This is a genomic window from Mycolicibacterium llatzerense (genome assembly GCF_025331195.1).
Classification (GTDB): domain Bacteria; phylum Actinomycetota; class Actinomycetes; order Mycobacteriales; family Mycobacteriaceae; genus Mycobacterium; species Mycobacterium llatzerense.
The window spans coordinates 455,576-479,560 of record NZ_LXOV01000012.1 but is presented as its reverse complement, the minus strand read 5'-3'; the positions used below and the strand labels follow the sequence as shown (position 1 = coordinate 479,560).

Below are 23,985 nucleotides of genomic sequence, written 5' to 3'. Positions count from 1 at the left end.
TGACCCGACGGGCTCAGCCGTCGACTTTGCCGCCTTCGACGGCGACGCGGTACGAGCGCACGGCCATCGGGACGACGACCGCCGCGATCACCACCATCCACAACGACGCCACGGCCAGGGGCTGCCAGAACGCGCCACCGGAGGACAGCGCCCGCATGGCCGCCGCCGCGGGTGCGATCGGCTGGTAGTCGGCAAGGGGACGCAGTGCGGCCGGAATCCGCGCCGGCGGGATCAAGGTGGCGAACGCCAAGCCCATGCAGGCGGTGTTCGTCCAGGTGAGGATCATGCGGCCCTGCGGTCGCAGGGCCAGGGTGATCACGATGGTCGCGAAGACGAGCACGATGACCACCGGGACCAACAGGTAGACCAGGAACGCGATCCAGTTGCCCGAGAAACGAAATCCCATCAGGTAGCCGGTCGCCACGACGAACGCCGATGCCGCAAAGGTGCGCAGCGCCTCGGCCAGCAGGGCGCCGGTCAGGGGAGAGGTCCGTCGAACGGGCATGATCCACAGCCGGGTGAGCAGGCCGCTGTCGCGGTCGTGCGGCACGGCCAGACCGGCCCCGATGGCGCCCGACATGGCGCCGGCCAGCGTGCAGACCGGGATCAGGATGTCCAGGCCGCTGTTGCCGGTGAGGCGCACCATGGACTTGCCGACCAGGATGCCGTAGATGAGGAGCAGCAGGGTCGGAAACACCAAGGCCTGCACCGGCACCATCGGGTACCGACGCCACTGGATGAACAGCCGGCCGGCGAAGATCCAGCTCTCGGTGAGCAGTGAATGTTGGTGCTGCGAACTCCGATTCACGATGATCGCTCCTGAAGTCGAACGGCAAAGGCGCCGAACACGAGCAGCAGCCCGACCGTCCACGCCAGGCTGGCGCCGAGGTTGCCGGTATCGATGTGACCGCTGGTGAATCCGCGCAGTGCGTCGGTGATCTGCGAAACCGGTTGGTAGCGCACGAAAGAATGCAGCCACGAAGGAAATGCCTCGACGGGCGCCAGGCCGGTCGACAGCATCACGAGGAACAGCTGGGGGATCAGCAGCAGCTGGCTGGCCACCTCGGCGCGTCCGGCCTTCGATCCGGTGGCGTCGGCACCGAACGACACGGCCAGGGTCAGGGTCAGCGCCAGCACGATGAAGGCTGCCGCGTAACCGATTCCGGTGGTCACCCGGAAGCCCAGCAGATACGCGGCCAGCACCGATGCGACCAACGCCAACAGGCCGCGGATCAGGCAGTAGGCCATCCGCGCCATCAGCGGCGCATAGGGGGAGATGGGCAAGGTGCGCATCCGGGAGCCCAGGCCGCTGGCCCTTTCTCCGGCGGCCCGATCGGTGGTGGTCAACGCACCGAACAACATCGCCTGCACGACCACCGCCGGCAGGATGTACTGCACATAGCTCATGTCGCCGGTGGCGATGACACCGCCGAGCATGAACGTGAGGCCGATCAGCGTGGAAACCGGCACCAGTACGGCGAAGACAAGGTCCAGCCAGCCCTTGCGGAGGAGGCGGCCCGTCAGGAGTCCGAACGCCGTCACTTGGACTTGACCGGGGTGGTGAGGTGCAGGAACACCTCGTCGAGCGAGGGTCGGCGCAGCGAGATGTCGATGAGGTCGACGCCGATCTCATCCATCCGCCGGAAGACCTCGGTCAGGGTCGCGACGCCGTTCGGGGCCGGTACCGCCACCGTCGTGGCGTCGGTGTCGACCTCCACCTCATCGAAGTCGGCCAGGGCCGTCGCGATGCGCGGCAGGTCGTCCGGGTTGAGCGGGGTCATCTCGCAGTAGCTGGAGCCGGTCTGGCGCTTGAGCTCGTCGGCGGTGCCGCGGGCGACGATCTGACCGGCGTTGAGGATGACGATCGAATCGCTGAGGATGTCGGCTTCTTCCAGGTACTGCGTTGTCAGCAGCACGGTGATGCCCTGGGCTTTCATGGACGACACCAGATTCCAGACGTCGCGGCGGCTGCGCGGGTCGAGGCCGGTGGTGGGCTCGTCGAGGAACAGCACCTTCGGCGGGACGACCAGGGACACCGCGATGTCGATACGCCGGCGCATGCCGCCGGAATATCCGCTGACCTGGCGGTCCGCGGCGTGGCCCATATCGAATTGGGTGATCAGTTCGTCGGCCCGGCTGCGGGCTTCGCCGCGCCGCAGGCCCCGCAGGCGGCCGAACAGGACGAGGTTCTCGCGTCCGGTCAGCCGCAGATCGAGCGCGGCGTCCTGCCCGGTGACGCCGATTGCCTGACGAACCTTCCCGGGCTCCTTGGCCACGTCGTAGCCGGCCACGATCGCCTGGCCCGAGCTCGGCTTGAGCAATGTGGACAGGATCTTGACCGTCGTCGTCTTACCGGCGCCGTTGTGTCCCAGCAACGCACACACAGAGCCGGTGGGGACGGAAAAGCTCACGTCGCGGAGTGCGGGAACGGACCCGCCAAAAGTCTTGGCGACGTTAATGAGCTCGATCACGGAGTCATACGATACAGAGAGCCACAGCGCATTCAATTCGCACAGCGCTCGCCGCGACGTGGACATCGTCACTGTGCGCGGCTGTTTGCCCGGCGCCTCGAGACCGCGATCGGTTGCCGGATCTCTACGTTGGCGACAAATTTCCGGGCAAATGAATTGCGGCGCTCGGCGGCGTGGCGGAAGACAGCGCTGATCGGGCGGCGAACGCACCGCCGTCTGTGCCGGTCACCGGACAGAATCGACGGATCCGGACGGTCTCGGACGGCAAGTTGGCTGGGCGTTGATGGGGTAGCGGTTGACCAGGCATCAGCTATGTCTTAGAGTTTGCTGAATTCGAAAATATCCCTTCCCTGTGCGAGGACGTGGCATGGTGCAACTCGAGGTTCTCCCAGTGAAGGCAACTCGCCGGAGGGGTCGCCCGGCGGGCACTGATTCTGCTCAGACCCGGGCCCGGATCTTGGGTGCCGCGCGCGAGGTGATTGCCGTCCGTGGCTACCACGCCACCACCATCCAGGCCATTGCCGAGATCGCCGAGTTGAGCCGTCCGACGCTGCATTACCATTTCCAGACGCGCGAGGACATCTACCACTGCCTGCTGAATGAGATCGCCACGACGATCGATCTCTGTATTACCCGCGCGGGCGCGGAATCCACGCTGCCGTCGCAGATTTCAGTGCTGATCACCGAATTCCGCAATGCCGGCGTCCATGAACCGGAGAGCGTCGCGCTGCTCGTCAGCTCCTACCTCGAGGCCGACCGACTGCCGGCCCCGAGGCGGGATGCGAAGGCGGCCGTCCGCAAATTCATGGATCAGGCCGTGCGCGACGCCGTGGCGCGCGGGGAGTTGCCCGCCGAGACAGCTGTGGCTCCTGTTGCCGATCTGCTGTACACGATGGTGTGGGGACTCGGGTTCTACGCCGGGCTGGTGGCCGACCGGGACCGCGTGGAGGCGGTAACTAAGCAACTGCAACTGGTGTTGCACAAGGGGTTGCTGGTGGCTCCGGTGGCAACTGAAGTGTGCGTGGCCGAAGAGCGTGTCCCCGCGGGCGTCGCCGCCTTGTCGTAGTCGTCCTGACGACACAGCACCCGACACGCCGAACCGTGTCGGTGGCCCGTTTTAGACTGGCAGCCCTATGAGCCAGTTCGTGCACCTCCACAATCACACCGAGTACTCGATGCTGGACGGTGCGGCGAAGGTCAAGCCCATGATCGCCGAGGCTCTGCGGTTGGGCATGCCCGCCATCGGCATGACCGACCACGGAAACATGTTCGGCGCCAGCGAGTTCTACAACATCGCGACCAAAGAGGGCATCAAGCCGATCATCGGCATCGAGGCGTACATCGCGCCCGCGTCCCGCTTCAACACGAAGCGCGTCACCTGGGGCGATCCGAGTCAGAAGGGTGACGACGTCTCGGGTAGTGGTTCGTACACCCACATGACGATGGTCGCCGAGAACGCGACCGGCCTGCGCAATCTGTTCAAGCTGTCGTCGCTGGCTTCGTTCGAGGGACAGCTCGGTAAGTGGTCCCGCATGGACGCGGAGATCATCGCCGAGAATTCCGCGGGCATCATCGCCACCACCGGCTGCCCGTCGGGTGAGGTGCAGACGCGGCTGCGGCTCGGCCACGAGCAGGAAGCGCTCGAGGCCGCCGCGAAGTGGCAGGACATCTTCGGCAAGGAGAATTTCTTCCTCGAGCTGATGGATCACGGCATCGAGATCGAGCGCCGGGTTCGCGAGGGCCTGCTGGATGTCGGCAAGAAGCTGGGCATTCCGCCGCTGGCGACCAACGACTGCCACTACGTCACGCGCGAGGCCTCGCACAACCACGAGGCGCTGCTGTGTATCCAGACCGGCAAGACGCTCTCGGACCCCACTCGGTTCAAGTTCGACGGTGACGGCTACTACCTCAAGTCGGCCGCGGACATGCGGGCCATGTGGGACCACCAGGTACCCGGTGCCTGCGACTCGACGCTGCTGATCGCCGAGCGCGTCCAGTCCTACGCCGACGTCTGGAAGTTCCACGACCGGATGCCGATCTTCCCCGTACCCGAGGGTGAGACGCAGGCCAGTTGGCTGCGTAAAGAGGTGCTGCGTGGCCTGGACCGGCGCTTCCCGACCGGCCCGCCGCAGGACTACCTCGACCGGGCTGATTACGAGATCAATGTCATCGTGCAGATGGGCTTCCCGGCGTACTTTCTCGTCGTCGGTGACCTCATCAGCCACGCGCGCGAAGTCGGTATCTGGGTCGGCCCGGGCCGAGGCTCGGCGGCAGGTTCGCTGGTCGCGTGGGCGATGGGCATCACCAACATCGACCCCATCCCGCACGGTCTGCTGTTCGAGCGGTTCCTCAATCCCGAGCGCGTGTCGATGCCCGATATCGATATCGACTTCGACGACCGCCGCCGCGGTGAGATGGTGCGCTACGCCAGTGAGAAGTGGGGCAGTGACCGCGTCGCCCAGGTGATCACCTTCGGTACCATCAAAACCAAAGCAGCACTGAAGGATTCGGCGCGTGTCCACTACGGGCAACCGGGCTTCGCGATCGCCGACCGCATCACCAAGGCGCTGCCGCCGCCGATCATGGCCAAGGACATCTCGGTGTCCGGGATCACCGATCCCACCCATGAGCGGTACAAGGAAGCCGCCGAGGTCCGCGCACTGATCGACACCGATCCCGACGTGCGGACCATCTACGAGACCGCTCGCGGTCTGGAGGGCCTGGTTCGCAACGCCGGCGTGCACGCCTGCGCGGTGATCATGAGTTCCGAGCCGCTCATCGACGCCATCCCGATGTGGAAGCGGGCCCAGGACGGCGCCATCATCACCGGCTGGGACTACCCGTCGTGTGAGGCCATCGGCCTGCTGAAGATGGACTTCCTGGGTCTGCGCAACCTCACCGTCATCGGTGACGCCCTGGAGAACATCAAGGCCAACCGCGGCATCGATCTCGATCTCGATCACCTGGGTCTGGAGGACCCGAAAACCTACGAGCTGCTGGCGCGCGGCGACACCCTCGGGGTGTTCCAGCTCGACGGGTCCGCGATGCGCGACCTGCTGAAGCTGATGCGGCCGACCGGCTTTGAGGACATCGTGGCGGTCCTGGCGCTGTACCGGCCAGGCCCGATGGGTGTGGATGCGCACACCGACTACGCGAAGCGAAAGAACGGGCTCCAGGAGATCAAGCCCATCCACCCGGAGCTCGAAGAGCCGCTACGCGACATTCTTTCTGAGACTTACGGTTTGATCGTTTACCAAGAACAGATCATGCACATCGCGCAGAAGGTCGCGGGCTACTCGCTCGGCCAAGCAGACCTGCTGCGTCGCGCGATGGGTAAGAAAAAGAAGGAAATCCTCGACGAGGCCTACGGCGGATTCGCCGACGGCATGAAGCAGAACGGCTTTTCGCAGGCGGCGATCACCGCATTGTGGGACACGGTGCTGCCGTTCGCCGGCTACGCGTTCAACAAGTCGCACGCTGCCGGGTACGGCCTGGTGTCGTTCTGGACCGCCTATCTCAAGGCCAACTTTCCGGCCGAGTACATGGCAGGTCTACTGACCTCGGTCGGCGACGACAAGGACAAGGCCGCCGTGTACCTGGCGGATTGCCGCCGCCTGGGAATCACGGTGCTGCCGCCGGATGTCAACGAGTCGGTGCACAACTTCGCCTCGGTCGGTAAGGACATCCGCTACGGGCTGGGCGGTGTGCGCAACGTCGGCGCCAATGTGGTGCAGTCCATCATCGCGGGCCGCACCGACAAGGGGAAGTACACCGATTTCTCCGACTACCTCAGCAAGATCGACATCACGGCCTGCAACAAGCGCGTCACCGAATCTCTGGTCAAGGCAGGCGCTTTCGACTCGCTCGACCATGCCCGCAAGGGCTTGTTCCTGGTCCATGCCGACGCAGTCGACTCGGTGCTTGGCACCAAGAAGGCCGAAGCCATGGGCCAGTTCGATCTGTTCGGCGGCGGTGATGCCGGTGACGCCGGCGATGCGGCGTTCACCATCAAGGTGCCCGAGGACGAGTGGGACGACAAGCACAAGCTCGCCCTGGAGCGAGAGATGCTGGGCCTGTACGTTTCCGGCCATCCGCTCAACGGTGTCGCGCACCTGCTCAACGCGCAGGTGGACACCCAGATAACGGCCATCCTCGAGGGCACTGTCGCCAACGACACCCAGGTTCGCATCGGCGGCATTTTGGCGGGCGTGGTACGACGGGTCAACAAGCAGGGATTGCCCTGGGCCTCAGCGCAATTGGAAGACCTCAACGGTTCGGTAACGGTGAACTTCTTCCCGAAGACCTACGCAGTGTTCGGTGCCGACATCATGGACGACGCCATCGTGCTGGTGAGCGGCAAGGCCCGGGTCGAAGACGAGCGGGTATCGATCTTCGCCAGTGACCTTGTGGTGCCGGACTTTTCGAATGCGCAAGCGGACCGCCCGCTCGCGGTCAGCCTGCCGACCCGGCAGTGCACCCCGGAGAAGGTCAGCGCGCTCAAGCAGGTGCTGGCACACCATCCGGGCACGTCGCAGGTGCACCTTCGGCTGATCAGCGGGGACCGCATCACCACGCTGGAACTGGACCAGACTCTGCGGGTCACACCATCTTCGGCGCTGATGGGCGACTTGAAGGCGCTGCTGGGTCCGGGCTGCCTCGGCGGTTAGCTGGAAGCACCGCGACGCGGGCTCGTCTGTGCTTCGATCATGGGGCCGAACGAGGAGGGCCCCGCATGTCCGCAGCGCAGCGTCCGACCACTTTGTGTGAAGCCTTTCAACTGAGCGCGGCGGTCGATCCCGATGCGGTCGCGTTGCGGACCGCAGGCGGCGGGCCGACCCTGACCTGGGCGCAGTACTCCGATCAGGTGCGCACCGTGGCGGCAGGGCTGAGCGGTCTCGGCGTGACCCGCGGCGACACCGTGTCGCTGATGATGAGCAACCGGGTGGCGTTCTATCCGCTGGAAGTCGGTGCGCAACATGTCGGCGCCACGTCGTTCTCGGTGTACAACACCCTGCCGGCAGGTGATCTGGCGCATGTCTTCGGCAATGCCGGCACCAAAGTCGTGCTGTGCGAGGCGCAATACGTCGACCGGATCCGCGCCAGTGGTGCACCCATCGAGCACATCGTCTGTATCGACGGCACAGCCGACGGAGCCCTGAGCGTCGACGACCTGCTGGCAGCCGCGCCCGCCGACTTCGACTTCGACGCCACCTGGCGCACCGTGCAACCCGACGACATCGTCACGCTGATCTACACCTCGGGCACCACCGGCAAGCCCAAGGGCGTGGAGATGACGCACACCAACATCTTGTTCGAGTCGTTCGCGGTCGATGAGGTGCTCGGCATTCGGTTCGGTGACCGCGTCACCTCCTACCTGCCGACCGCGCACATTGCCGACCGCTTGATGAGCGTGTACTTCCAGGAGGTGTTCGGCACCCAGGTGACGACCGTCGCCGATGTGCGAGCCATCGCCGCGGCGCTCCCGGAGGTTCGGCCGACGGTCTGGGGTGCGGTGCCGAGGGTATGGGAAAAGCTCAAGGCCGCAGTCGAATTCGCGGTCGAGGGCGAACAGGACGAGATGAAGCGGGCGGCGCTGCAGTGGGCGCTGTCGGTCGGCGCCAAGAAGGCCGGTGCGCTACTCGCTCACGCACCGGTACCGGACGACGTCGCCGCGGAGTGGGCCACGGCCGACGAGCTGGTGCTGTCGAAGCTTCGCGAACGTCTGGGCCTGGATCAGGTCCGGTGGGCTGTTTCGGGCGCGGCCCCGATCCCCACGCAGACCCTCGGCTTCTTCGTTGGCATCGGCGTCCCAGTGACCGAACTGTGGGGCATGTCGGAGCTGAGTTGCGTTGCGACGGTGAGCCATCCGCGTGATGCCAAGCTCGGCGCCGTGGGCAAACCCCTGTCCGGACTCGAATGCACGATCGCCGACGATGGCGAGCTCCTGGTCCGCGGGCCCATCGTGATGAAGGGCTACCGCAAGGAACCGGCGAAGACTGCCGAGGCCATCGACGCCGACGGCTGGCTGCACACGGGCGACGTCGGCCATCTGGACGGCGAGGGGTATCTGACCATCGTCGACCGGAAGAAGGAACTGATCATCAACGCGGCCGGCAAGAACATGTCGCCGGCCAACATCGAGAAAGCCATCAAGGCTGCCTGCCCACTGATCGGCGTCGTCATGGCCATCGGCGATGCCCGCCCGTACAACACGGCGCTGATCGTGCTCGATGCCGAGTCTGCGGGTCCGTATGCCGCTCACCGTGGGCTTGCCGACGCGTCGCCCGAAGCGCTGGCAGCCGATCCCGAACTGATCGCGCAGATCGCCGCCGGTGTGGCCCAAGGCAATACGGAGTTGTCGCGGGTCGAGCAGATCAAGCGGTTCTCCGTGTTACCGGCCTTCTGGGAGCCCGGGGGAGACGAGATCACTCTGACCATGAAGCTCAAACGGCGCCCCATCGCCGAGAAGTACGCCCCGCAGATCGACGCCCTGTACGCGCCGGAACCCGGCCCCGTCGTCCACGAGCCGACAACGATCGTCGCCGCGGCGAACTGACCGCGCGGCCCCGGATCAGGCGGTCGTGCAGGCGAACTTCAAGCCGACGCCTTCCGGCGCCGGGAGCACCGGCGTCAGGCAACCGAAGGTCTGGATGCCGGCGTTGCTGAACCGGATCGCCGTGCGGCGCGCGTAGTTCACGCACACGGGCCCGGTCGCGTCGGCGCGGCACAGGTAGTCGCCGAACCGCAGGCTCTGGCCGTCTTTCAGTTTGGCTCCGGTGCCGGCGGAGAAGCGGCCCGGATCGCCATGCACCGAACCGACTTCCGCGGTCGGACCTTCGAAATCGACCCAGCCACCCACCCAGTGGCCGTAGGTGTCGGCCGGCTGTGGCGGCGGGGAGGTCAGATGCGTCAGGCACGCCAGCGTGCCGTTGAAGTCCTTGTCGGTCATGCAGTTCGCACCCGATGCGGTGGTGAACGCGATGTCGGTACCCAAATTCGTGGGGGTGCCCTCGCGCGTGGCGGTATGGAATCCGGCCGGGTCGGCCGGGGTGCCGGCCTCCACCCAGGCGATGACGTCGGCGACGGGCGCGCCCGCCGGCGGCGGCGTGGTGGGTACGGCCTTCGGGGTCGGAGCCGCGGGACGGCTGGACGGGGCGGCGGCAGACAGCGACGGCTCCGAGATCGCCACGCCGGGCTGTCCGTGCTGGTCTGACCCGGCGGAACAACCCGCAACCAGGGCACATGCCGCCAGGACCACCGGAAGTCGCATGCCCGTCAGGGTAACCGGCACTGCCGCAACACGCGGCTCAGGCACCCCGATGATTACAGATTTTCGATAGTGTCCATTTATGCACGAACGTACCGTCCGCGTGACCATCGACAGCGGAACCATCGAGGGCTTCACGCGCGACGGTGTGCACCGTTGGCGTTCCGTGCCCTACGCCCGGCCGCCGGTGGGGCCGTGGCGCTATCGGGCCCCGCAACCCGTACAGCCTTGGCGCGGCGTGCGCTACTGCCATGGCTTCACCTACTGCGCGCCGCAGGAACGCAAGTTCACCATGCTCAGCGTGGGCAAGTACCAACCCACGGGTGAAGACTGTCTGACCCTCAATGTGGTGACGCCCGAGCAGCACACCGGCGAGCCGCTGCCTGTGATGTTCTTCATCCACGGTGGCGGTTACATATTGGGCAGCTCAGCCACCCCGATCTACGACGGGGCCGCACTGGCCCGCCGCGGCTGCATCTTCGTCTCCGCCAACTACCGGCTCGGCGCGCTCGGGTGCTTCGATGTGTCGGCGCTGTCGACACCCGACCAGCCTCTTGACGGCAACCTGTTCCTGCGCGATCTGGTCGCGGCGCTGAAGTGGGTGCGCGCCAACATCGCCGTGTTCGGCGGGGACCCGGGCAACGTGACCATCTTCGGAGAGAGCGCCGGAGCCCACGCGGTGGCGACCCTGTTGGCCGTGCCTCAGGCGAAAGGGCTTTTCCACCAAGCAATTGCGGAGAGCCCGGCCAGTGGCATGGTGCGTTCTCCGGACGCGGCCGCGCAGTTCGCCAAGCAGTTCGCCGAACAGTTGGGGGCGGGCAGCCGTGACGGCGCCGCCGCGCTGATGTCAGCCAAACCCGCCGAGCTGATGGCAGCGCTGGACCGCGTGATCCACGGCGCCGTGGTCGACATGCCGGGTGCCTTCCCGGCCGGCCCGGCGTGCGGCACCGAGTTCCTGCCGGAGGATCCGGTGATCGCGATGCGCGAGGGGCGGGCGCACCAGGTGCCGCTGATCGTGGGCAGCAATGCCGATGAGGGCCGCCTGTTCACCAAGTTCATGCAGCTGCTGCCCACTACTGAGGCGACGATCGAACGGATTCTGGCGCACGTCCCGGCGGAGCAGCGCGCCCGGATCACCGCGGCCTATCCCGGTTACCCGCAGTCGGCCGATGCGTGCATCAAACTCGGCGGCGACTTCGCATTCGGCACGGCATCGTGGGAGATCGCCGGCGCGCACATGCGCCACGCACCCACGTATGCGTACCGGTACGACTACGCCCCGCCAGCGCTGCATTGGACGGGTCTGGGTGCCACGCACGCCACCGAACTGCTGGCGGTCTTCGACGTGTACCGGACACCGTTGGGGTCGGTGCTGACCGCTGCCATGGACCGTAAGTCCGCGCTGCGGATCAGCAATGACGTGCAGAACCGCTGGCGAGCGTTCGCGCGGACGGGTGTCCCCGGCGAGGGCTGGCCGCGGTACGACGCCGACGACCGCGCCGTGCTGGTATTCGACCGCAAGACCCGTGTCGAATTCGATCCGCGTGCCGAGCAGCGTCAGGCCTGGGAAGGCTTTTCACTGGTTCACGGCTAGCCAGTGCGGGATTTGTGCACGAAAATCCGCGCCGACCGCGGATTTTCGTGCACAAATCGCTTACTTCTTGACGACCTGGGTACCGCCGGCGAGTTCGTCGTGCCGGCCCTGCTTGCACGGGCTGGAGCTGACGGTGACGGCGATGAAGATGTACGCGATGAACCCGAGCAGCCAGCCGATCCACGGAATGATGGTGAGCAGGGTGAACGAGTTCCGGATCGCCGACTGCTTGACGTCGGGCTTCGGCATCCCGTGTGGCCCGCGAACGCTGAGACCCAGCAGCATCTTGCCCGGTGTCGCGCCCACCGTGACCTCGAACACCACGAAGTAGAGGAACATCCCCAGCCCGGAGAACAGACCGGTGACCATGATGTCGGACATCGAACCGGCGATCGAGAACGCACCGAAGAGCGCCAGCACCTCGACGATCAACCCGTCGATGACCCGAGCAAAGAACCGGGGCAGCAGGTCGCCGGGATGCACCGGGGTGGGTGCGCCGTAAGCGCCTGCCGCGGGGTAGTTCTCGCCGTGAGTCATGCCGCCAATCTACTGCCGACCGGCCAGCAATATCTGGCTTAGGCGCGTAGTGGTCGCCTGGCCATCGGCGTTGCCGCCGGCGCCGTTCAGCGCATTCATGACAGCGAGAGTGAAACGTTGTCCCGGCCCGGCGAATCCGACGGTGTTGGTCACCCAGCCGCCTTGCTCGTCGGACCAGCCGTCTTTGTTGCCGGGCGCCATGTTCGGGCCGGCGCCCCAGACACCCCACTGCTGGATGGGGTCGACGTTCTGCATGGCGCTCACGATCCACGCGGTTTCGTTGGGCCGCAGCCGGGTCAGCATGTAGTTGACCATCTGGTCCAGGTCGTCGGTGGTCGACTTCTGAAAACCCCAGTAGGGGAACATGTCTCCGAATCCGCGTTGCGGTTGTACCCGGGTCATGCCGAAATGCGGGAAGTCGTTGTTGAAGATGGTGTGGTCCGGTCCGCCGTACCGGGTCCACAGGGTATCGGCGGCATCGTTGTCGGACGTGTGCAGCATCTTGCCCATGAGGGCGATGTCGTTGTCGGTGAGCCGCAGCAGGCCGGCGCTCTGCCGGGCGAACAGATCCACCACGATGCCGAGCTTGATCGTCGAGGCCGTCCAGACCATGTCCCCGGCGTGCGAATTGCGGTACACCGCACCGGTTTTGCGGTCGCGCAGCACATAGCCGACGGTGCCCGGCCGGGTCGACAGGTAGGCGTCTGCTGCCGCGACGCGCTGCTGGGCATCGCAGGCGGCAGTGCATTCGGCCCGCGCGGTGGGCAGCACAGGCCCGGTCAGTAGTGCCGCGACCAGTACGGCCCTGATCAGTTTCACGCCGGTAGCCTCCCAGATCTCGGTCAGTGTCATTCGGTGCCGACCGCCTCGGGACGAGGCCACGTCGGCAGCGGTACCGGCCCGTCGCCCGGTCGCAACCGGTCGAGCACCGCCCGCAGCGGCGGCCAGTTGGTGCGGCCCTTGCGGGTGACGGCATAGGCGGTGTGGATCACCGTCGGCCCGGCCAACGGAACGACCTTGATGCCCGCGCTGGTGGGCCGCTCCAGCGGTAGCAGCCCGACGCCGTAGCCGGCGACGATCAGGTCCTCGACCAATTCGAGGCTGTCGATCTGGTGGGCGATGCGCGGGGTGAATCCGCTCAGCGCACCCAAGGTGCGGACAGCGTCCTCGTCAGCGGTGTTGCGGGAGTTGACGATCCAGGTCCGGTCCGCGTACTCGGACAGTTCGGCGGGGCCGTTCGCCTCGTCGGCCCGCAGTCCCAGTCCCCACGGAATCGACCACAGCGCAAAGCCTTCCAGTAGCGGACTGGGCGAGGCCGGGGCCAGGTTGTAGTCGTAGGTCAGGGCCAGGTCCAGGTCGTCGTTGGTCAGCAACGCGAACGCCTCGATGGGCTCGTATTCGCTTATGGCGACGTCGATTCCGGGATGCTCGCGGGTAAGTTCGGCCAGGATCGGCAGCAGCGAGACGCGGATGCCGGTCGCGAATCCGCCGATCCGCAGGGTGCCGACGGGTTCGGCGCCGGAATCGAGGTCCAGGCGCGCCGCGTCGACGGCCGCCAGGATGGTCACCGCATGCTCGGCCAGGCGCTGTCCGGCCGGGGTCAGCCGGACGCGGCGGCCCTCCGGTTCGATCAGCTGCGTGCCGGTTTCCTTGGCCAGAGCGGCGATCTGTTGCGACACCGTCGACGTCGTCAGATTGAGGTTCTCGGCGACGGCCCGCATCGACCCGAGGCGCGACAAGGCCAGCAAGAGGCGCAGTCGGCGGGTGTCCATCTGCCTATTGTCCAGGGAATCTGGACGGTTCCGCGTGATGTGGCCCAAAGTTATGAATATTTAGCCAATGTGCGACGATCCGAAAATGACCGCACGTCCTGCTCACTTCACCCCGATCGACGCCGATCGGGTTCAGCCGACCCGATTCGCCCAAAGCCTGTGGGGTGAAGACCACCTCAACGGCCCGGCGGTGGTCGGCCTGGCTGCCCATGCGCTGGATGCCGCGTTCGGCCTGCCCGACTTCCTGCCGGCCCGGCTCACCGTCGACCTGTTCCGGGCCGCCCGCGGGGTGCCGACCACGACCGTGGTGAAGTTGGTGCGCGACGGGCGCCGGGTGCGCAATTCCGAGTGTGATGTGGTGCAGGACGGCGTCACCGTCGCCCGGGCCACGCTCGTGCAATATCGGCTCGCCGCGGCGCCGCCAGGTGAGGAGTGGTTCCGCGCAGCCGATTTCGAGCCGCCCGCCGTGATCGATGACGACCTGCCGCCCTACATGAACAGTGACGCCGTCGGCTGGACGCGGGCCATCGCCGATCACCAGAACACCAGTCGCAAGCGCTACATCAACCGGCCCATCGACGTCATCGAGGGTCAGGTCAACACGCCGTTCGTGCGGGCTGCGATGGCGGCCGAGGGCACCAGCCTGGTGACCAATCTGGGCACCGCCGGCGTCGGGTACATCAACGGCGATCTCACCGTGGCGTTGTCCCGGTTGCCGCAGGACACCTGGGTGGGTGCCGAGGCTGATTCGCACTGGGCGGCCGACGGCATCGCGGTCGGCACCACCACGCTGTACGACAGCGCCGGGCCGTTCGGAACCGGCCTGACCACGGCAGTCAGTAACCCGGGCGCGCAGATCGACTTCGGCCACAGCCGGTTCCCCGACCGGATCAGGCGCGAGCTGTAGCTTCCGATCCGTTCACGGTTTGCGAACGATATGTCCACGATTATCACGTGGACATGAACGTTCTGACTCCCGTTCAATACAACGATGACCACCGCAGCGGCGCGCAACGGCGCACTCATGACCGTCGCGTCCATGATGTCGGTGCAGCTGGGTGCTGCTCTCGCGGTAAAGCTGATGGACGGTATCGGCCCGGCCGGTGTGGCCTGGCTCCGCCTGGCCTGGGCCGGCGTGTTGATGCTGCTGTTCGTCCGGCCGCGGCCGGCGTCGTTCACGCGATCGGCGTTCGTGTCCTGCGTCCTGCTGGGAATCACCACCGCCGGATTCACCCTGCTGTTCATGGTGGCGGTGTCCCGCATTCCGCTCGGTACCGCCAGTGCCCTGGAATACCTTGGCCCCCTTGCGATTGCGATGATGAAGGGGCGTGGACGAGGGCGGTGGCTGTTCCCGGCGATGGCCGGCACCGGCGTCGTGCTGCTGACCGAACCGTGGGCGGCTGCCGTCGACCCGGTGGGCGTGCTGGCAGCGCTCGCGTCGGCGGTCTGCCTGGCCGCCTACATCCTGCTGACCCAGCGCGTGGGCGACGAGGTCACCGGCATCACCGGCCTTGCGGTGTCCATGCCGGTCGCCGGGCTGGTGGTCACTCTGGTGGCCGGTCCGTCGGTCATCGGGCACCTGACGCCGCACCTGCTGCTGGCCGGTCTGGGCCTGGCGATCCTGCTGCCGGCGATCCCGTTCACCTTGGAGATGCTGGCCCTGCGCCGCCTCACCGCGGCAGCCTTCGGCACGCTGATGAGCCTCGAGCCCGCGTTCGCCATGATGCTGGGGCTGCTCATCCTGCATCAGGTGCCGGGGCTGCCTGCCCTCGCCGGAATCGCACTCGTCGTGCTGGCCGGTATCGGCGCCGCGCGCGCCGGCGCCCGACCCGCAGCCGAGGCTGGCCATCGGGAACCGGCGCTCGTGGTCGAATAGGGGCATGACGCCACCGGCCACCGCGCTCACCGCCGCACCGTTCACCGGCCACACCCCCAGCCGCGCCGGGGACATGTCGGTGGAAACCCATGGCATCGCGCCGGTTCCGGCAGACCGCCGCTACGGCACCCCGGGCCGGCTGTTCACGGTCTGGTTCGCACCGCAGATCAACATGACGTGTGTCTTCACCGGCGCGATGATCGGTGCACTGGGCCTGGGCTTCTGGCTGGCGCTGCTGGCGATGATCGTCGGCACGGTCCTCGGCTCGCTGGTGGTGGGCTACCTGTCCACGCTCGGCCCGCGCACCGGTACTGCGCAATTGCCCGGCGCGCGCATGGCTTTCGGCGGTCTGATCGCGGTTCCGGCTGTCCTGCAATGGCTCTCGTCGGTGGCGTGGGACGCGCTGGTCGGCCTGTTCGGCGGCGAGGCGCTGGCGGTGCTGCTGGGTATCCCATTCTGGGTGGCGGTGCTGATCGTGCTCGGCGTGCAGGGCGCGGTCGGCTTCATCGGATACGAGTTGATCCACCGGCTGCAGGCTGTACTCACCGTGGTGCTGTTCGCGACGTTCGTGGTGTTCGCCGTCAAACTCGTTGGTGGGCATCAGGTCGTGACGCCGCCGACCGCGCACGGCGCGGACCTGACCGGGGCCTTCGTGCTGGCCGTGACCATCGCGCTGAGCCTCGCGGTGTCCTGGGCCAGCTATGCCGCCGACTTCAGTCGCTACCTCCCCGTGGACTCCGCGCCGCGCAAGGTGTTCGGATTCAGCTTCGCGGGACTGGCTGCCGCGTACGTCTTCGTCGAGACCATCGGCATCGCCGCGGGGAGCCTGATCACCGACCAGACCGCCGAGGGTGTGCGGTCGGTGATGGGTGGGGGAGCACTGGGGGCTGTCGCGCTGCTCATCATCGCCCTGGCGTCGGTCGGCTCGGGCGTGATGAACGACTACAGCGGATCCCTGGCCTTGCAGACGCTGGGCGTGCGGGTGCGGCGCCCAATCTCGTCACTGGTGGTGACGGCGCTGGCGTTCGGGCTCATCCTGTGGCTCCACACCGGCGACACCGCAACGCGATTCACCAATGTGCTGCTGCTGATCAGTTACTGGATTCCGGCCTTCGCGGCCATCGTGATCATCGACTGGCGCCGCCGCAGCCGTGGCCGGCAGACCGTGGACCCGGCCGCGGAGACGACGCCGCGGCGCGACGCGGTCGCCGCGTTGGTCGCGTTCGTCGTGGCCTACGGTGCCGCGATCCCGTTCATGAACACCACGCTGCTGCAAGGACCCGTCGCCGTCGCGTGGCACGGCGCCGACGTCGCCTACTTCGTGAACTTCTTCGTTGCGTTGGTGGTCTACGGGGGATACCGGCGCTTGCGGGCAGCGTGACTCAGCGCACCGTCGCGAAGAACGCCCGCACGTCGTCGACGAAAAGCTCGGGCTGCTCGAAGGCGGCGAAGTGACCGCCGCGCGGCATGGTGGTCCAGTGGGTGACGTTGTACCCGGTCTCGCACCAGGACCGCGGTGCCCGCAGAATCTCTTTCGGGAACGACGCGACGCCGGTGGGCAGCTCGACCTTCGTGCCGCCGCCGAAGGCGCGGAAGCTCTCCCAGTACATCCGGGCTGACGACGCCGCGGTGGCGGTGGCCCAGTAGATCATCACGTCGTCGAGCATCTCGTCGCGGCTCAGCGCGCTTTCCACGTTGCCGTCGTGGTCGGTCCAGGACCAGAACTTCTCCACGATCCACGCCAATTGCCCCACCGGTGAGTCGACCAAGCCGTAGCCGATGGTCTGCGGGCGGGTGGACTGCTGCTTGGCGTAGCCCGAGTCCTGGTCCTGGTAGTGCTTCAGCGCCGCGAGCGCGGATTGCTCCTCGGCGGTGAACTCCGTGGTGCCGGCCGCGGGACGACCCATCGGCATGTTGAGGTGAATCGCGATGCAGTGCCCGACGTTTCGCCCGATCTGAGTGGTGACCGCGGCGCCCCAGTCGCCGCCCTGGGCGCCGTACCGGGTGTAGCCGAGGCGCACCATCAGTTCTTCCCACGCCCGCGCGGTCCGTTCGACGTCCCAGCCGGTGGTGGCTGGCTTGCCGGAGAACCCGTAACCGGGCAGCGAAGGGCATACCACGTGGAAGGCGTCCTCGGCGCGGCCGCCGTGCGCCGTCGGATTCGTCAGCGGTTCGATGATCTTCTGGAACTCGGCGATCGAGCCGGGCCAGCCGTGCGTGATGATCAGCGGCAGGGCGTCGGCGTGCGGGGACCGTTGGTGAATGAAATGGATGTCCAAGCCGTCGATTTCGGTGACGTACTGGTCGAACCGATTGAGCGCGGCCTCACGGGCCCGCCAGTCGTAGCCATTGGCCCAGTAGTCAGCCAGCTCGCGGGTGTAGCTCAGCGGGATGCCCTGGCTCCAGTCGACGACGCACTCGGCTTCCGGCCAGCGGGTGTTGGCCAGCCGGCGGCGCAGGTCGTCCAGCACCTCGTCGGGCACGGCGATCTGAAAAGGTGCAATGTCGGTCACAATCAACCATTCTTACCGGCCGGCTCCGACGATCACCACGTCGAGGGTGCGCGGACCGTGTACGCCTTCGACGCGCTGCAGTTCGATATCGCTCGTCGCGCTCGGCCCGGAGATGAACGTCAGTGGACGCGACGGGTCCAGGGCCGCGAAGGCCTGCGGCACGGTATCGACGATCTGGTCGGCCCGGATGACGCAGACGTGATGGTCGGGTACCAGCGTGAGCGCACGACGGCCCTGTGCCGCACCGGCATCCAGCACGATGGTGCCGGTGGCTGCGATCCCGAGGGCACAGCCGGTCACCACCGCATCGACACTGTCCAGCACGTCGAGGCCGACGGGCGGGTCGTCGACGACGGTGCGGATGCCGGTTACCCAGCCCGGTGGCAGGTCCGCGGGGATCACGGCGGTTCCGGAGACCAGCGCGCCGATCGTTGTCGCCACCTCGTCCGGCCCGACGCGATGCACCTGCGCCCGGTAGTCGGCCACCGTCTCGGCGAACCGCTCGACGTCACCGCTGCCGGTCGACGGCTGCCGGTCGTAGTCGCGTGGCACCGGCACCGCGGCCGGGGTTTCCGTCCCGAGCGCGGCGCGGATGCGTCCCAGTACCACCGCCCGTGCGTCGCTCATCGGTCCGCATCCCGGTTGCGGGCCCACCACTGCCGGAAGGTCTCCGCCGGTGGCGCCGGAATGTCGCGACTGCCAGTCCATTTCGACGCCGGCCAAGGCAGTCTGCGGATGCGGTGGTCCTTGCCGGCGATGAGCCGTCCCGCGCCGAGGGCCTTCTCCGCCAACTCGAACCGCGACGCGGATCCCATGGCCCAGCCCGCCGCCTTCATCGCCAAATCCTGTCCGGAAGGAAGGACACCACGCCCTCCTCTTTCCTGATCCACCTGCACCGCACGCAGATGCACCAGGATCGACGGGATGTCGATGAGTACGGGGCAGGCCTCGAAACACGCGCCGCACAGTGTGGAGGCGTAGGGCAGGCTGGCGTTCGGATCGTGATGCCCGGTGGTCCCCGTCAGCTGCGGACTCAGGATCGCCCCGATGGGTCCCGGGTACACCGAGCCGTAGGCGTGCCCGCCCGTGCGTTCGTAGACGGGACAGACATTCAGGCAGGCGCTGCACCGAATGCAGTGCAGCGCAGAGCGTCCCACCTCATCGGCGAGCACCCGGGTCCGGCCGTTGTCGAGCAGCACCAGGTGGAACTGCTGGGGGCCGTCGCCGGGATGCACGCCGGTCCACATCGAGGTGTACGGATTCATCCGTTCTGCGGTCGACGACCGGGGCAGCAGCTGCATGAACACTTCGAGATCGGTGAACCGGGGGAGCACCTTCTCGATGCCCATCACCGTGATCAGGGTTTCGGGCAGCGTCAGGCACATCCGGCCGTTGCCCTCGGACTCAACCACGGCCAGTGTCCCGGTCTCGGCGACCCCGAAGTTGGCGCCGCTGACGGCCACCTTGGCGGACAGGAACTTTCGCCGCAGATGTGCCCGCGCGGCCATCGCCAGCACCCGGGGCTCGTCGGTGAGCTCACCGGCGCCGGGCATCTCGCGTTCGAAGATCGCCCGGATCTCCGCACGGTTGCGGTGGATGGCCGGCACCAGGATGTGGCTCGGTTTGTCATGTCCGAGTTGGACGATGAGCTCGGCCAGGTCGGTTTCGATCGGTGTGATGCCCTGGTCTTCCAGGTATTCGTTGAGTCCGATCTCCTGGGTGGCCATCGACTTGACCTTGACGACCTCGTCGCTGCCGGTGGCCCGGATCAGCTCGGCGACAATGCGATTGGCCTCGAGCCCGTCGCGGGCCCAGTGCACGGTGCCGCCGCGTGCCGTGACATTGGCTTCGAGTTCCTCCAGCAGTTCCGGCAGCCGCGCCAGCACGTCCTGCTTCAGGGCGCTGCCGGCAGCCCGCAGCTGCTCCCAGTCATCGCACTCGGCAACGGCGGCAAGACGTTTGGCGCGGATGGTCGCGGTGGCATGGCCCAGATTGTGACGTAGTTGCGGATCCGCCAGTGCGGTGCGGGCGGCCTGCGGAAAACTCTGCTCTCCGCGCAGATTGCCCACGCCGGGCTGCCCGAGAAACACCGCGGTCATGGTGTGGCCGCCAGGATTTCGGCCAGATGCACGGTGCGGACGTCGCTGCCGGCGCGGCTCAGGCCACCCCCGATATGCATGAGGCACGACGAGTCGCCGGCGGTGCACACCTCGGCGCCCGTCGTCGCGATGTTCGACATCTTGTCGGCAAGCATCGCGGTGGACACATCGGAGTTCTTCAAGGCGAAGGTGCCGCCGAAGCCGCAACAGGATTCGGCCTGGGGCAGCTCGACCAGGGTCAGGCCCCGGACGTTGCGCAGCAGGCGCAGTGGCTTGTCGCCGACACCGAGCATCCGCAGCGAGTGGCACGTCGGGTGGTAGGTGACGCGGTGCGGATAGTAGGCGCCGACATCGTCGACCCCGAGCACGTCGACCAGGAATTCGGAGAGCTCAAAGGTGTGTGCCGCAACCGATTCGGCTCGGGCGGCCAGGTCGCTGTCACCGGCACGCCGGGCCACCATCGCATGCTGGTGACGCGCTGACCCGACGCACGATCCCGAGGGCGCCACGACGGCATCGAAGCCGCTGAATACGTCGACGTGGTTGCGCACCAGGGGCACGGCCTCGCGCAGGTAGCCGGTGTTGACGTGCATCTGCCCGCAGCAGGTCTGCCCGGCGGGAAACGCCACCTGGTGGCCGAGGCGTTCCAGGAGCCGCACCGTGGCGATGGCGGCAGCCGGAAACATGGCGTCGGCGAGGCAGGTCGCGAACAGGGCTATCCGCACCGGCCGACAGTACCGCTCATGTCGGCCGGTGCGGCGCAAAGACCCTTACTGTGCGTACTGGTCCGCCACGTCGAGCGCGCGGTCCAGGATGGCGAGCCCGGTGCGGACCTCGTCGTCGCCGGCGTTGCACGGCGGCACCACGTGGATGCGGTTGAAGTTGGTGAACGGCATCAGGCCGTTCTCCTTGCAGAAGGCGACGACCGCGTTCATCGCGTCGCTGGTGCCGCCGTAGGGCGCCAACGGTTCCCGCGATGCCTGGTCCTTGACCAGTTCGATGGCCCAGAACACGCCCGCGCCACGCACTTCGCCGACGCTGGGGTGCCGCTGCGCGAAGTCCCGCAGGGCAGGTCCGATGATCTCCGCACCCAGGTGGGCAGCGTTCTCGACGATGCCTTCGTCGCGCATGGCGTTGATGGTCGCGACCACGGCCGCGGCGGCCAACGGGTGCCCCGAGTAGGTCAGGCCACCGGGGTAGGCGCGCTCGGCGAAGGTCTGGTTGATGGCGTCGCTGATCGCGACGCCGCCGAGCGGCACGTAACCGGAGTTGACGCCCTTGGCGAAGGTCAGCAGATCGGGAACGACGTCAAAGTGGTTGATGGCGAACCATTTTCCGGACCGGCCGAAGCCGGACATGACCTCGTCGGCGATCATCACGATGCCGTACTTGTCGCACAGTGCGCGCACGCCCGCCAGGTAGCCGGGCGGTGGCACCATGATGCCGGCGGTCCCCGGGATGGACTCCAGGATGATCGCGGCGATGGTCGACGCGCCTTCGAGTTCGATCACGTGCTGCAGCTCGTCGAGGGCCCGCGCGGATTCCTGCTCCTCGGTTTCGGCGTGGAACACCGAGCGGTACAAGAACGGTCCGTTGAAGTGCACGACGCCGGCCGCTCCGCGATCGTTGGCGAACCGCCTCGGGTCGCCGGTCAGGTTGATCGCCAGGTCGGTGCCACCGTGGTAGGAGCGGTACCGGGCGAGCACCTTGTGCTTGCCGGTGTGCAGCCGTGCCATGCGCACGGCGTGCTCGTTGGCGTCGGCGCCGCCGTTGGTGAAGAAGATGTGGTTCAGATCGCCGGGGGTCAGCTCGGCGATCAGCCGGGCGGCCTCGGAACGCGCGGCGTTGGCATGCTGCGGCGCGACGGTGCACAGCGTGGCGGCCTGTTCCTGTATCGCCGCAACGACTTTCGGGTGCTGGTGGCCGATGTTGGTGTTGACCAGCTGCGAGGAGAAGTCGAGCAGCCGGTTGCCGTCGCCGTCCCAGAAGTAGCTGCCTTCGGCCGCGGTGATGGTCATTGGGTTGAGCGCTGCCTGGGCCGACCACGAGTGGAAGACGTGGGCGCGATCCAGCTCGTAAGCGCGCGCGGCTTCGGCGCGCATCGAGTCGATGGTGTGGCCGGCGGGCAGGACGTGGTCTGCGGCGAGGGTCATGTCAGGTCCTCTGGTGGCAAGTGGTGGGCGGAAGGGGCAGTGCGCGGGGCCCGAAGGGGACGATGGGCCCCGCGCACCGGACTGGGTTGTGCGATCAGTTGTTTTCCGGGAAGCCCAGGTTGATGCCGCCGTGGCTGGGGTCGAGCCAGCGCTGGGTGATGGCCTTGGCGCGGGTGAAGAACTGCACGCCCTCGGGGCCGTAGGCGTGGCTGTCGCCGAACAGCGAGGCCTTCCAGCCACCAAAGCTGTAGAACGCCATGGGCACCGGGATCGGCACGTTGATGCCGACCATGCCGACCTCGACCTCGTTCTGGAACCGGCGGGCAGCGCCACCGTCGTTGGTGAAGATCGCGGTGCCGTTGCCGTAGGGGTTGTTGTTGATCAGTTGCAGGGCCTCGTCGTAGGTCTCGACGCGGATGACCGACAGGACGGGACCGAAGATCTCGTCGGTGTAGACGCTCATCTCGGGGGTCACGTTGTCCAGCAGGGTCGGGCCGAGCCAGAAGCCGTTCTCGCCACCGTCGGCGACCACGTTCCGACCGTCCAGCACGACCTTGGCACCCTCGGCCTCGCCGGCGTCGATGTACGACGCCACCTTGTCGCGGTGCACCTTGGTGATCAGCGGCCCCATGTCCGAGTCCTTGGTGCCGTCACCGGTCTTGAGGGTGAGGGCACGCTCGACGATCTTGGCGACCAGGTCGTCGGCGATCGGGCCGACGGCCACACACGCGGAGACGGCCATGCAGCGCTCACCGGCCGAGCCGAAGCCCGCGTTGATCATGTTGTCGGCGGCGAGGTCGAGGTCGGCATCGGGCAGGATCACGGCGTGGTTCTTGGCGCCGCCCAGGGCCTGGACGCGCTTGCCGGAGGCGGTGGCGGTCCGGTAGACGTACTGCGCGATCGGGGTGGAGCCGACGAACGAGACGGCCTTGATGGCGGGGTTGGTCAGCAACTCGTCGACGGCGGTCTTGTCGCCCTGCAGGACGTTGAAGACGCCGTCGGGCAGGCCGGCTTCCTTCCACAGTTCGGCCATCCACAGCGACGAGGACGGGTCCTTCTCCGACGGCTTGACGACGACGGTGTTGCCGGCGGCGATGGCGATGGGGAAGAACCACATCGGGACCATGGCCGGGAAGTTGAACGGCGAGATGATGGCGACGGGGCCGAGGGCCTGCCGGATGTTGTAGACGTCGACGTTGGTGGAGGCGTTCTCCGAGTAGCCGCCCTTGAGCAGATGCGGGATGCCGCAGGCGAATTCGACGACCTCGATGCCGCGGGCGACCTCGCCCATGGCGTCGGAGAGCACCTTGCCGTGCTCGGCGGTGATGATCGCGGCCAGTTCCTCGCGGCGGGCGTTGAGCAGCTCGCGGAAGGTGAACAGGGTCTGCACGCGCTTGGTGATCGAGGTGTCGCGCCAGGCGGGGAAGGCGGCGACGGCCGCGTTGATGACGGCCTGCGCGTCCTCGACGCTGGCCAGTGCGACCTGACCGGTGACCTCGCCGGTGGCCGGGTTGGTGACCGGTGCCGACTGTCCCGAGGATCCGGTGAAGATGTCGTTGTTGATCCAGTGCGAGATGGTCTGCGTGGTGGTCATCGTCGAGGTTGGCCTTCCTGGTCGGTGCGGGTGTGCACTCAGCTTGCCCCGCGGCAAGCTCCGAAATGGGCGTCAATCTGTATCAAGTTGCATTCCTAGATTTACACTT

At 67.0% G+C, this 23,985-nt stretch carries 20 protein-coding genes; 7 read left to right on the top strand and 13 right to left on the bottom strand.

The annotated features are described in order from the left end of the window. Nucleotides 1-13: 13 nt before the first annotated feature. Genes A7G45_RS17220 through A7G45_RS17210 form a run of 3 tightly spaced genes read right to left on the bottom strand, consistent with a single transcriptional unit; the run spans nucleotide 14 to nucleotide 2,471 of the window. Nucleotides 14-808, bottom strand: a complete 795-nt coding sequence (locus A7G45_RS17220) for an ABC transporter permease (protein WP_260938837.1) — start codon at nucleotides 806-808, stop codon at nucleotides 14-16. Then, entirely contained in the window at nucleotides 805-1,542 is a 738-nt protein-coding gene (locus A7G45_RS17215; RefSeq protein ID WP_260938835.1) for an ABC transporter permease, read from the bottom strand. The genes A7G45_RS17220 and A7G45_RS17215 overlap by 4 nt, the downstream gene beginning before the upstream one ends. After that, nucleotides 1,539-2,471, bottom strand: a complete 933-nt coding sequence (locus A7G45_RS17210) for an efflux ABC transporter ATPase subunit, DrrA-related (RefSeq protein WP_260938833.1) — start codon at nucleotides 2,469-2,471, stop codon at nucleotides 1,539-1,541. The genes A7G45_RS17215 and A7G45_RS17210 overlap by 4 nt, the downstream gene beginning before the upstream one ends. A gap of 367 nt (nucleotides 2,472-2,838) precedes the next feature. On the opposite strand from A7G45_RS17210, the gene A7G45_RS17205 reads away from it, so the two are divergent. The 3 genes from A7G45_RS17205 to fadD11 all read left to right on the top strand — a co-directional run bounded on the left by A7G45_RS17205 (nucleotide 2,839) and on the right by fadD11 (nucleotide 9,027). Further along, nucleotides 2,839-3,537 carry a TetR/AcrR family transcriptional regulator gene (locus A7G45_RS17205; RefSeq protein ID WP_260938831.1) on the top strand — a complete coding sequence of 233 codons (699 nt, stop codon included), beginning with the start codon at nucleotides 2,839-2,841 and terminating at the stop codon, nucleotides 3,535-3,537. A 67-nt stretch (nucleotides 3,538-3,604) separates the two neighbouring features. Next, complete coding sequence (dnaE, locus tag A7G45_RS17200; protein ID WP_260938829.1) at nucleotides 3,605-7,138, top strand: DNA polymerase III subunit alpha; 3,534 nt, start codon at nucleotides 3,605-3,607, stop codon at nucleotides 7,136-7,138. A 65-nt stretch (nucleotides 7,139-7,203) separates the two neighbouring features. Beyond that, nucleotides 7,204-9,027 carry a fatty acid--CoA ligase FadD11 gene (gene fadD11, locus A7G45_RS17195; RefSeq protein WP_260938828.1) on the top strand — a complete coding sequence of 608 codons (1,824 nt, stop codon included), beginning with the start codon at nucleotides 7,204-7,206 and terminating at the stop codon, nucleotides 9,025-9,027. Nucleotides 9,028-9,042: 15 nt separating this feature from the next. Here the strand turns inward: fadD11 and A7G45_RS17190 are convergent, their stop codons facing one another. After that, on the bottom strand, nucleotides 9,043-9,741 hold the full coding sequence (locus A7G45_RS17190) for a hypothetical protein (RefSeq protein WP_260938826.1): 699 nt from the start codon (nucleotides 9,739-9,741) through the stop codon (nucleotides 9,043-9,045). A gap of 79 nt (nucleotides 9,742-9,820) precedes the next feature. Between A7G45_RS17190 and A7G45_RS17185 the strand changes: the two genes are divergently transcribed. After that, nucleotides 9,821-11,332, top strand: a complete 1,512-nt coding sequence (locus A7G45_RS17185) for a carboxylesterase/lipase family protein (protein WP_260938824.1) — start codon at nucleotides 9,821-9,823, stop codon at nucleotides 11,330-11,332. A gap of 60 nt (nucleotides 11,333-11,392) precedes the next feature. On the opposite strand, the gene A7G45_RS17180 is transcribed toward A7G45_RS17185, so the two are convergent. From A7G45_RS17180 to A7G45_RS17170, 3 genes are read right to left on the bottom strand one after another with little or no spacing between them, the layout of a single operon-like run. Continuing rightward, entirely contained in the window at nucleotides 11,393-11,869 is a 477-nt protein-coding gene (locus tag A7G45_RS17180) for an RDD family protein (RefSeq protein ID WP_260938823.1), read from the bottom strand. Between the two features lie 9 nt (nucleotides 11,870-11,878). Next, on the bottom strand, nucleotides 11,879-12,688 hold the full coding sequence (locus tag A7G45_RS17175; RefSeq protein WP_260938821.1) for a serine hydrolase: 810 nt from the start codon (nucleotides 12,686-12,688) through the stop codon (nucleotides 11,879-11,881). 29 nt (nucleotides 12,689-12,717) lie between these two features. Then, nucleotides 12,718-13,641 carry a LysR family transcriptional regulator gene (locus A7G45_RS17170; protein ID WP_260938819.1) on the bottom strand — a complete coding sequence of 308 codons (924 nt, stop codon included), beginning with the start codon at nucleotides 13,639-13,641 and terminating at the stop codon, nucleotides 12,718-12,720. A gap of 85 nt (nucleotides 13,642-13,726) precedes the next feature. Between A7G45_RS17170 and A7G45_RS17165 the strand changes: the two genes are divergently transcribed. The 3 genes from A7G45_RS17165 (at nucleotide 13,727) to A7G45_RS17155 (ending at nucleotide 16,898) form a co-directional block, all read left to right on the top strand. Then, entirely contained in the window at nucleotides 13,727-14,548 is an 822-nt protein-coding gene (locus tag A7G45_RS17165; RefSeq protein WP_260938818.1) for an acyl-CoA thioesterase domain-containing protein, read from the top strand. Between the two features lie 84 nt (nucleotides 14,549-14,632). Further along, complete coding sequence (locus A7G45_RS17160) at nucleotides 14,633-15,517, top strand: EamA family transporter (RefSeq protein WP_260938817.1); 885 nt, start codon at nucleotides 14,633-14,635, stop codon at nucleotides 15,515-15,517. A gap of 4 nt (nucleotides 15,518-15,521) precedes the next feature. Continuing rightward, nucleotides 15,522-16,898: a purine-cytosine permease family protein gene (locus tag A7G45_RS17155; protein WP_260938815.1), complete on the top strand. Its 1,377-nt coding sequence runs from the start codon at nucleotides 15,522-15,524 to the stop codon at nucleotides 16,896-16,898. Nucleotide 16,899: 1 nt separating this feature from the next. Here A7G45_RS17155 and A7G45_RS17150 read toward each other — a convergent pair whose 3' ends face one another. The 6 genes from A7G45_RS17150 to A7G45_RS17125 form a co-directional block, all read right to left on the bottom strand. Beyond that, nucleotides 16,900-18,021, bottom strand: coding sequence for an epoxide hydrolase family protein (locus tag A7G45_RS17150; RefSeq protein ID WP_260939756.1), 1,122 nt, complete (start codon nucleotides 18,019-18,021; stop codon nucleotides 16,900-16,902). A 21-nt stretch (nucleotides 18,022-18,042) separates the two neighbouring features. Then, nucleotides 18,043-18,657, bottom strand: coding sequence for a LutC/YkgG family protein (locus A7G45_RS17145; RefSeq protein ID WP_260938813.1), 615 nt, complete (start codon nucleotides 18,655-18,657; stop codon nucleotides 18,043-18,045). Further along, entirely contained in the window at nucleotides 18,654-20,129 is a 1,476-nt protein-coding gene (locus A7G45_RS17140) for a LutB/LldF family L-lactate oxidation iron-sulfur protein (protein WP_260938810.1), read from the bottom strand. The genes A7G45_RS17145 and A7G45_RS17140 overlap by 4 nt, the downstream gene beginning before the upstream one ends. Beyond that, complete coding sequence (locus tag A7G45_RS17135; protein ID WP_260938809.1) at nucleotides 20,126-20,854, bottom strand: (Fe-S)-binding protein; 729 nt, start codon at nucleotides 20,852-20,854, stop codon at nucleotides 20,126-20,128. The genes A7G45_RS17140 and A7G45_RS17135 overlap by 4 nt, the downstream gene beginning before the upstream one ends. Before the next feature lie 45 nt (nucleotides 20,855-20,899). Then, nucleotides 20,900-22,282 carry an aspartate aminotransferase family protein gene (locus tag A7G45_RS17130; RefSeq protein WP_260938807.1) on the bottom strand — a complete coding sequence of 461 codons (1,383 nt, stop codon included), beginning with the start codon at nucleotides 22,280-22,282 and terminating at the stop codon, nucleotides 20,900-20,902. A gap of 94 nt (nucleotides 22,283-22,376) precedes the next feature. Further along, nucleotides 22,377-23,876, bottom strand: coding sequence for a CoA-acylating methylmalonate-semialdehyde dehydrogenase (locus A7G45_RS17125; RefSeq protein WP_260938805.1), 1,500 nt, complete (start codon nucleotides 23,874-23,876; stop codon nucleotides 22,377-22,379). Between the last annotated feature and the right edge of the window lie 109 nt (nucleotides 23,877-23,985).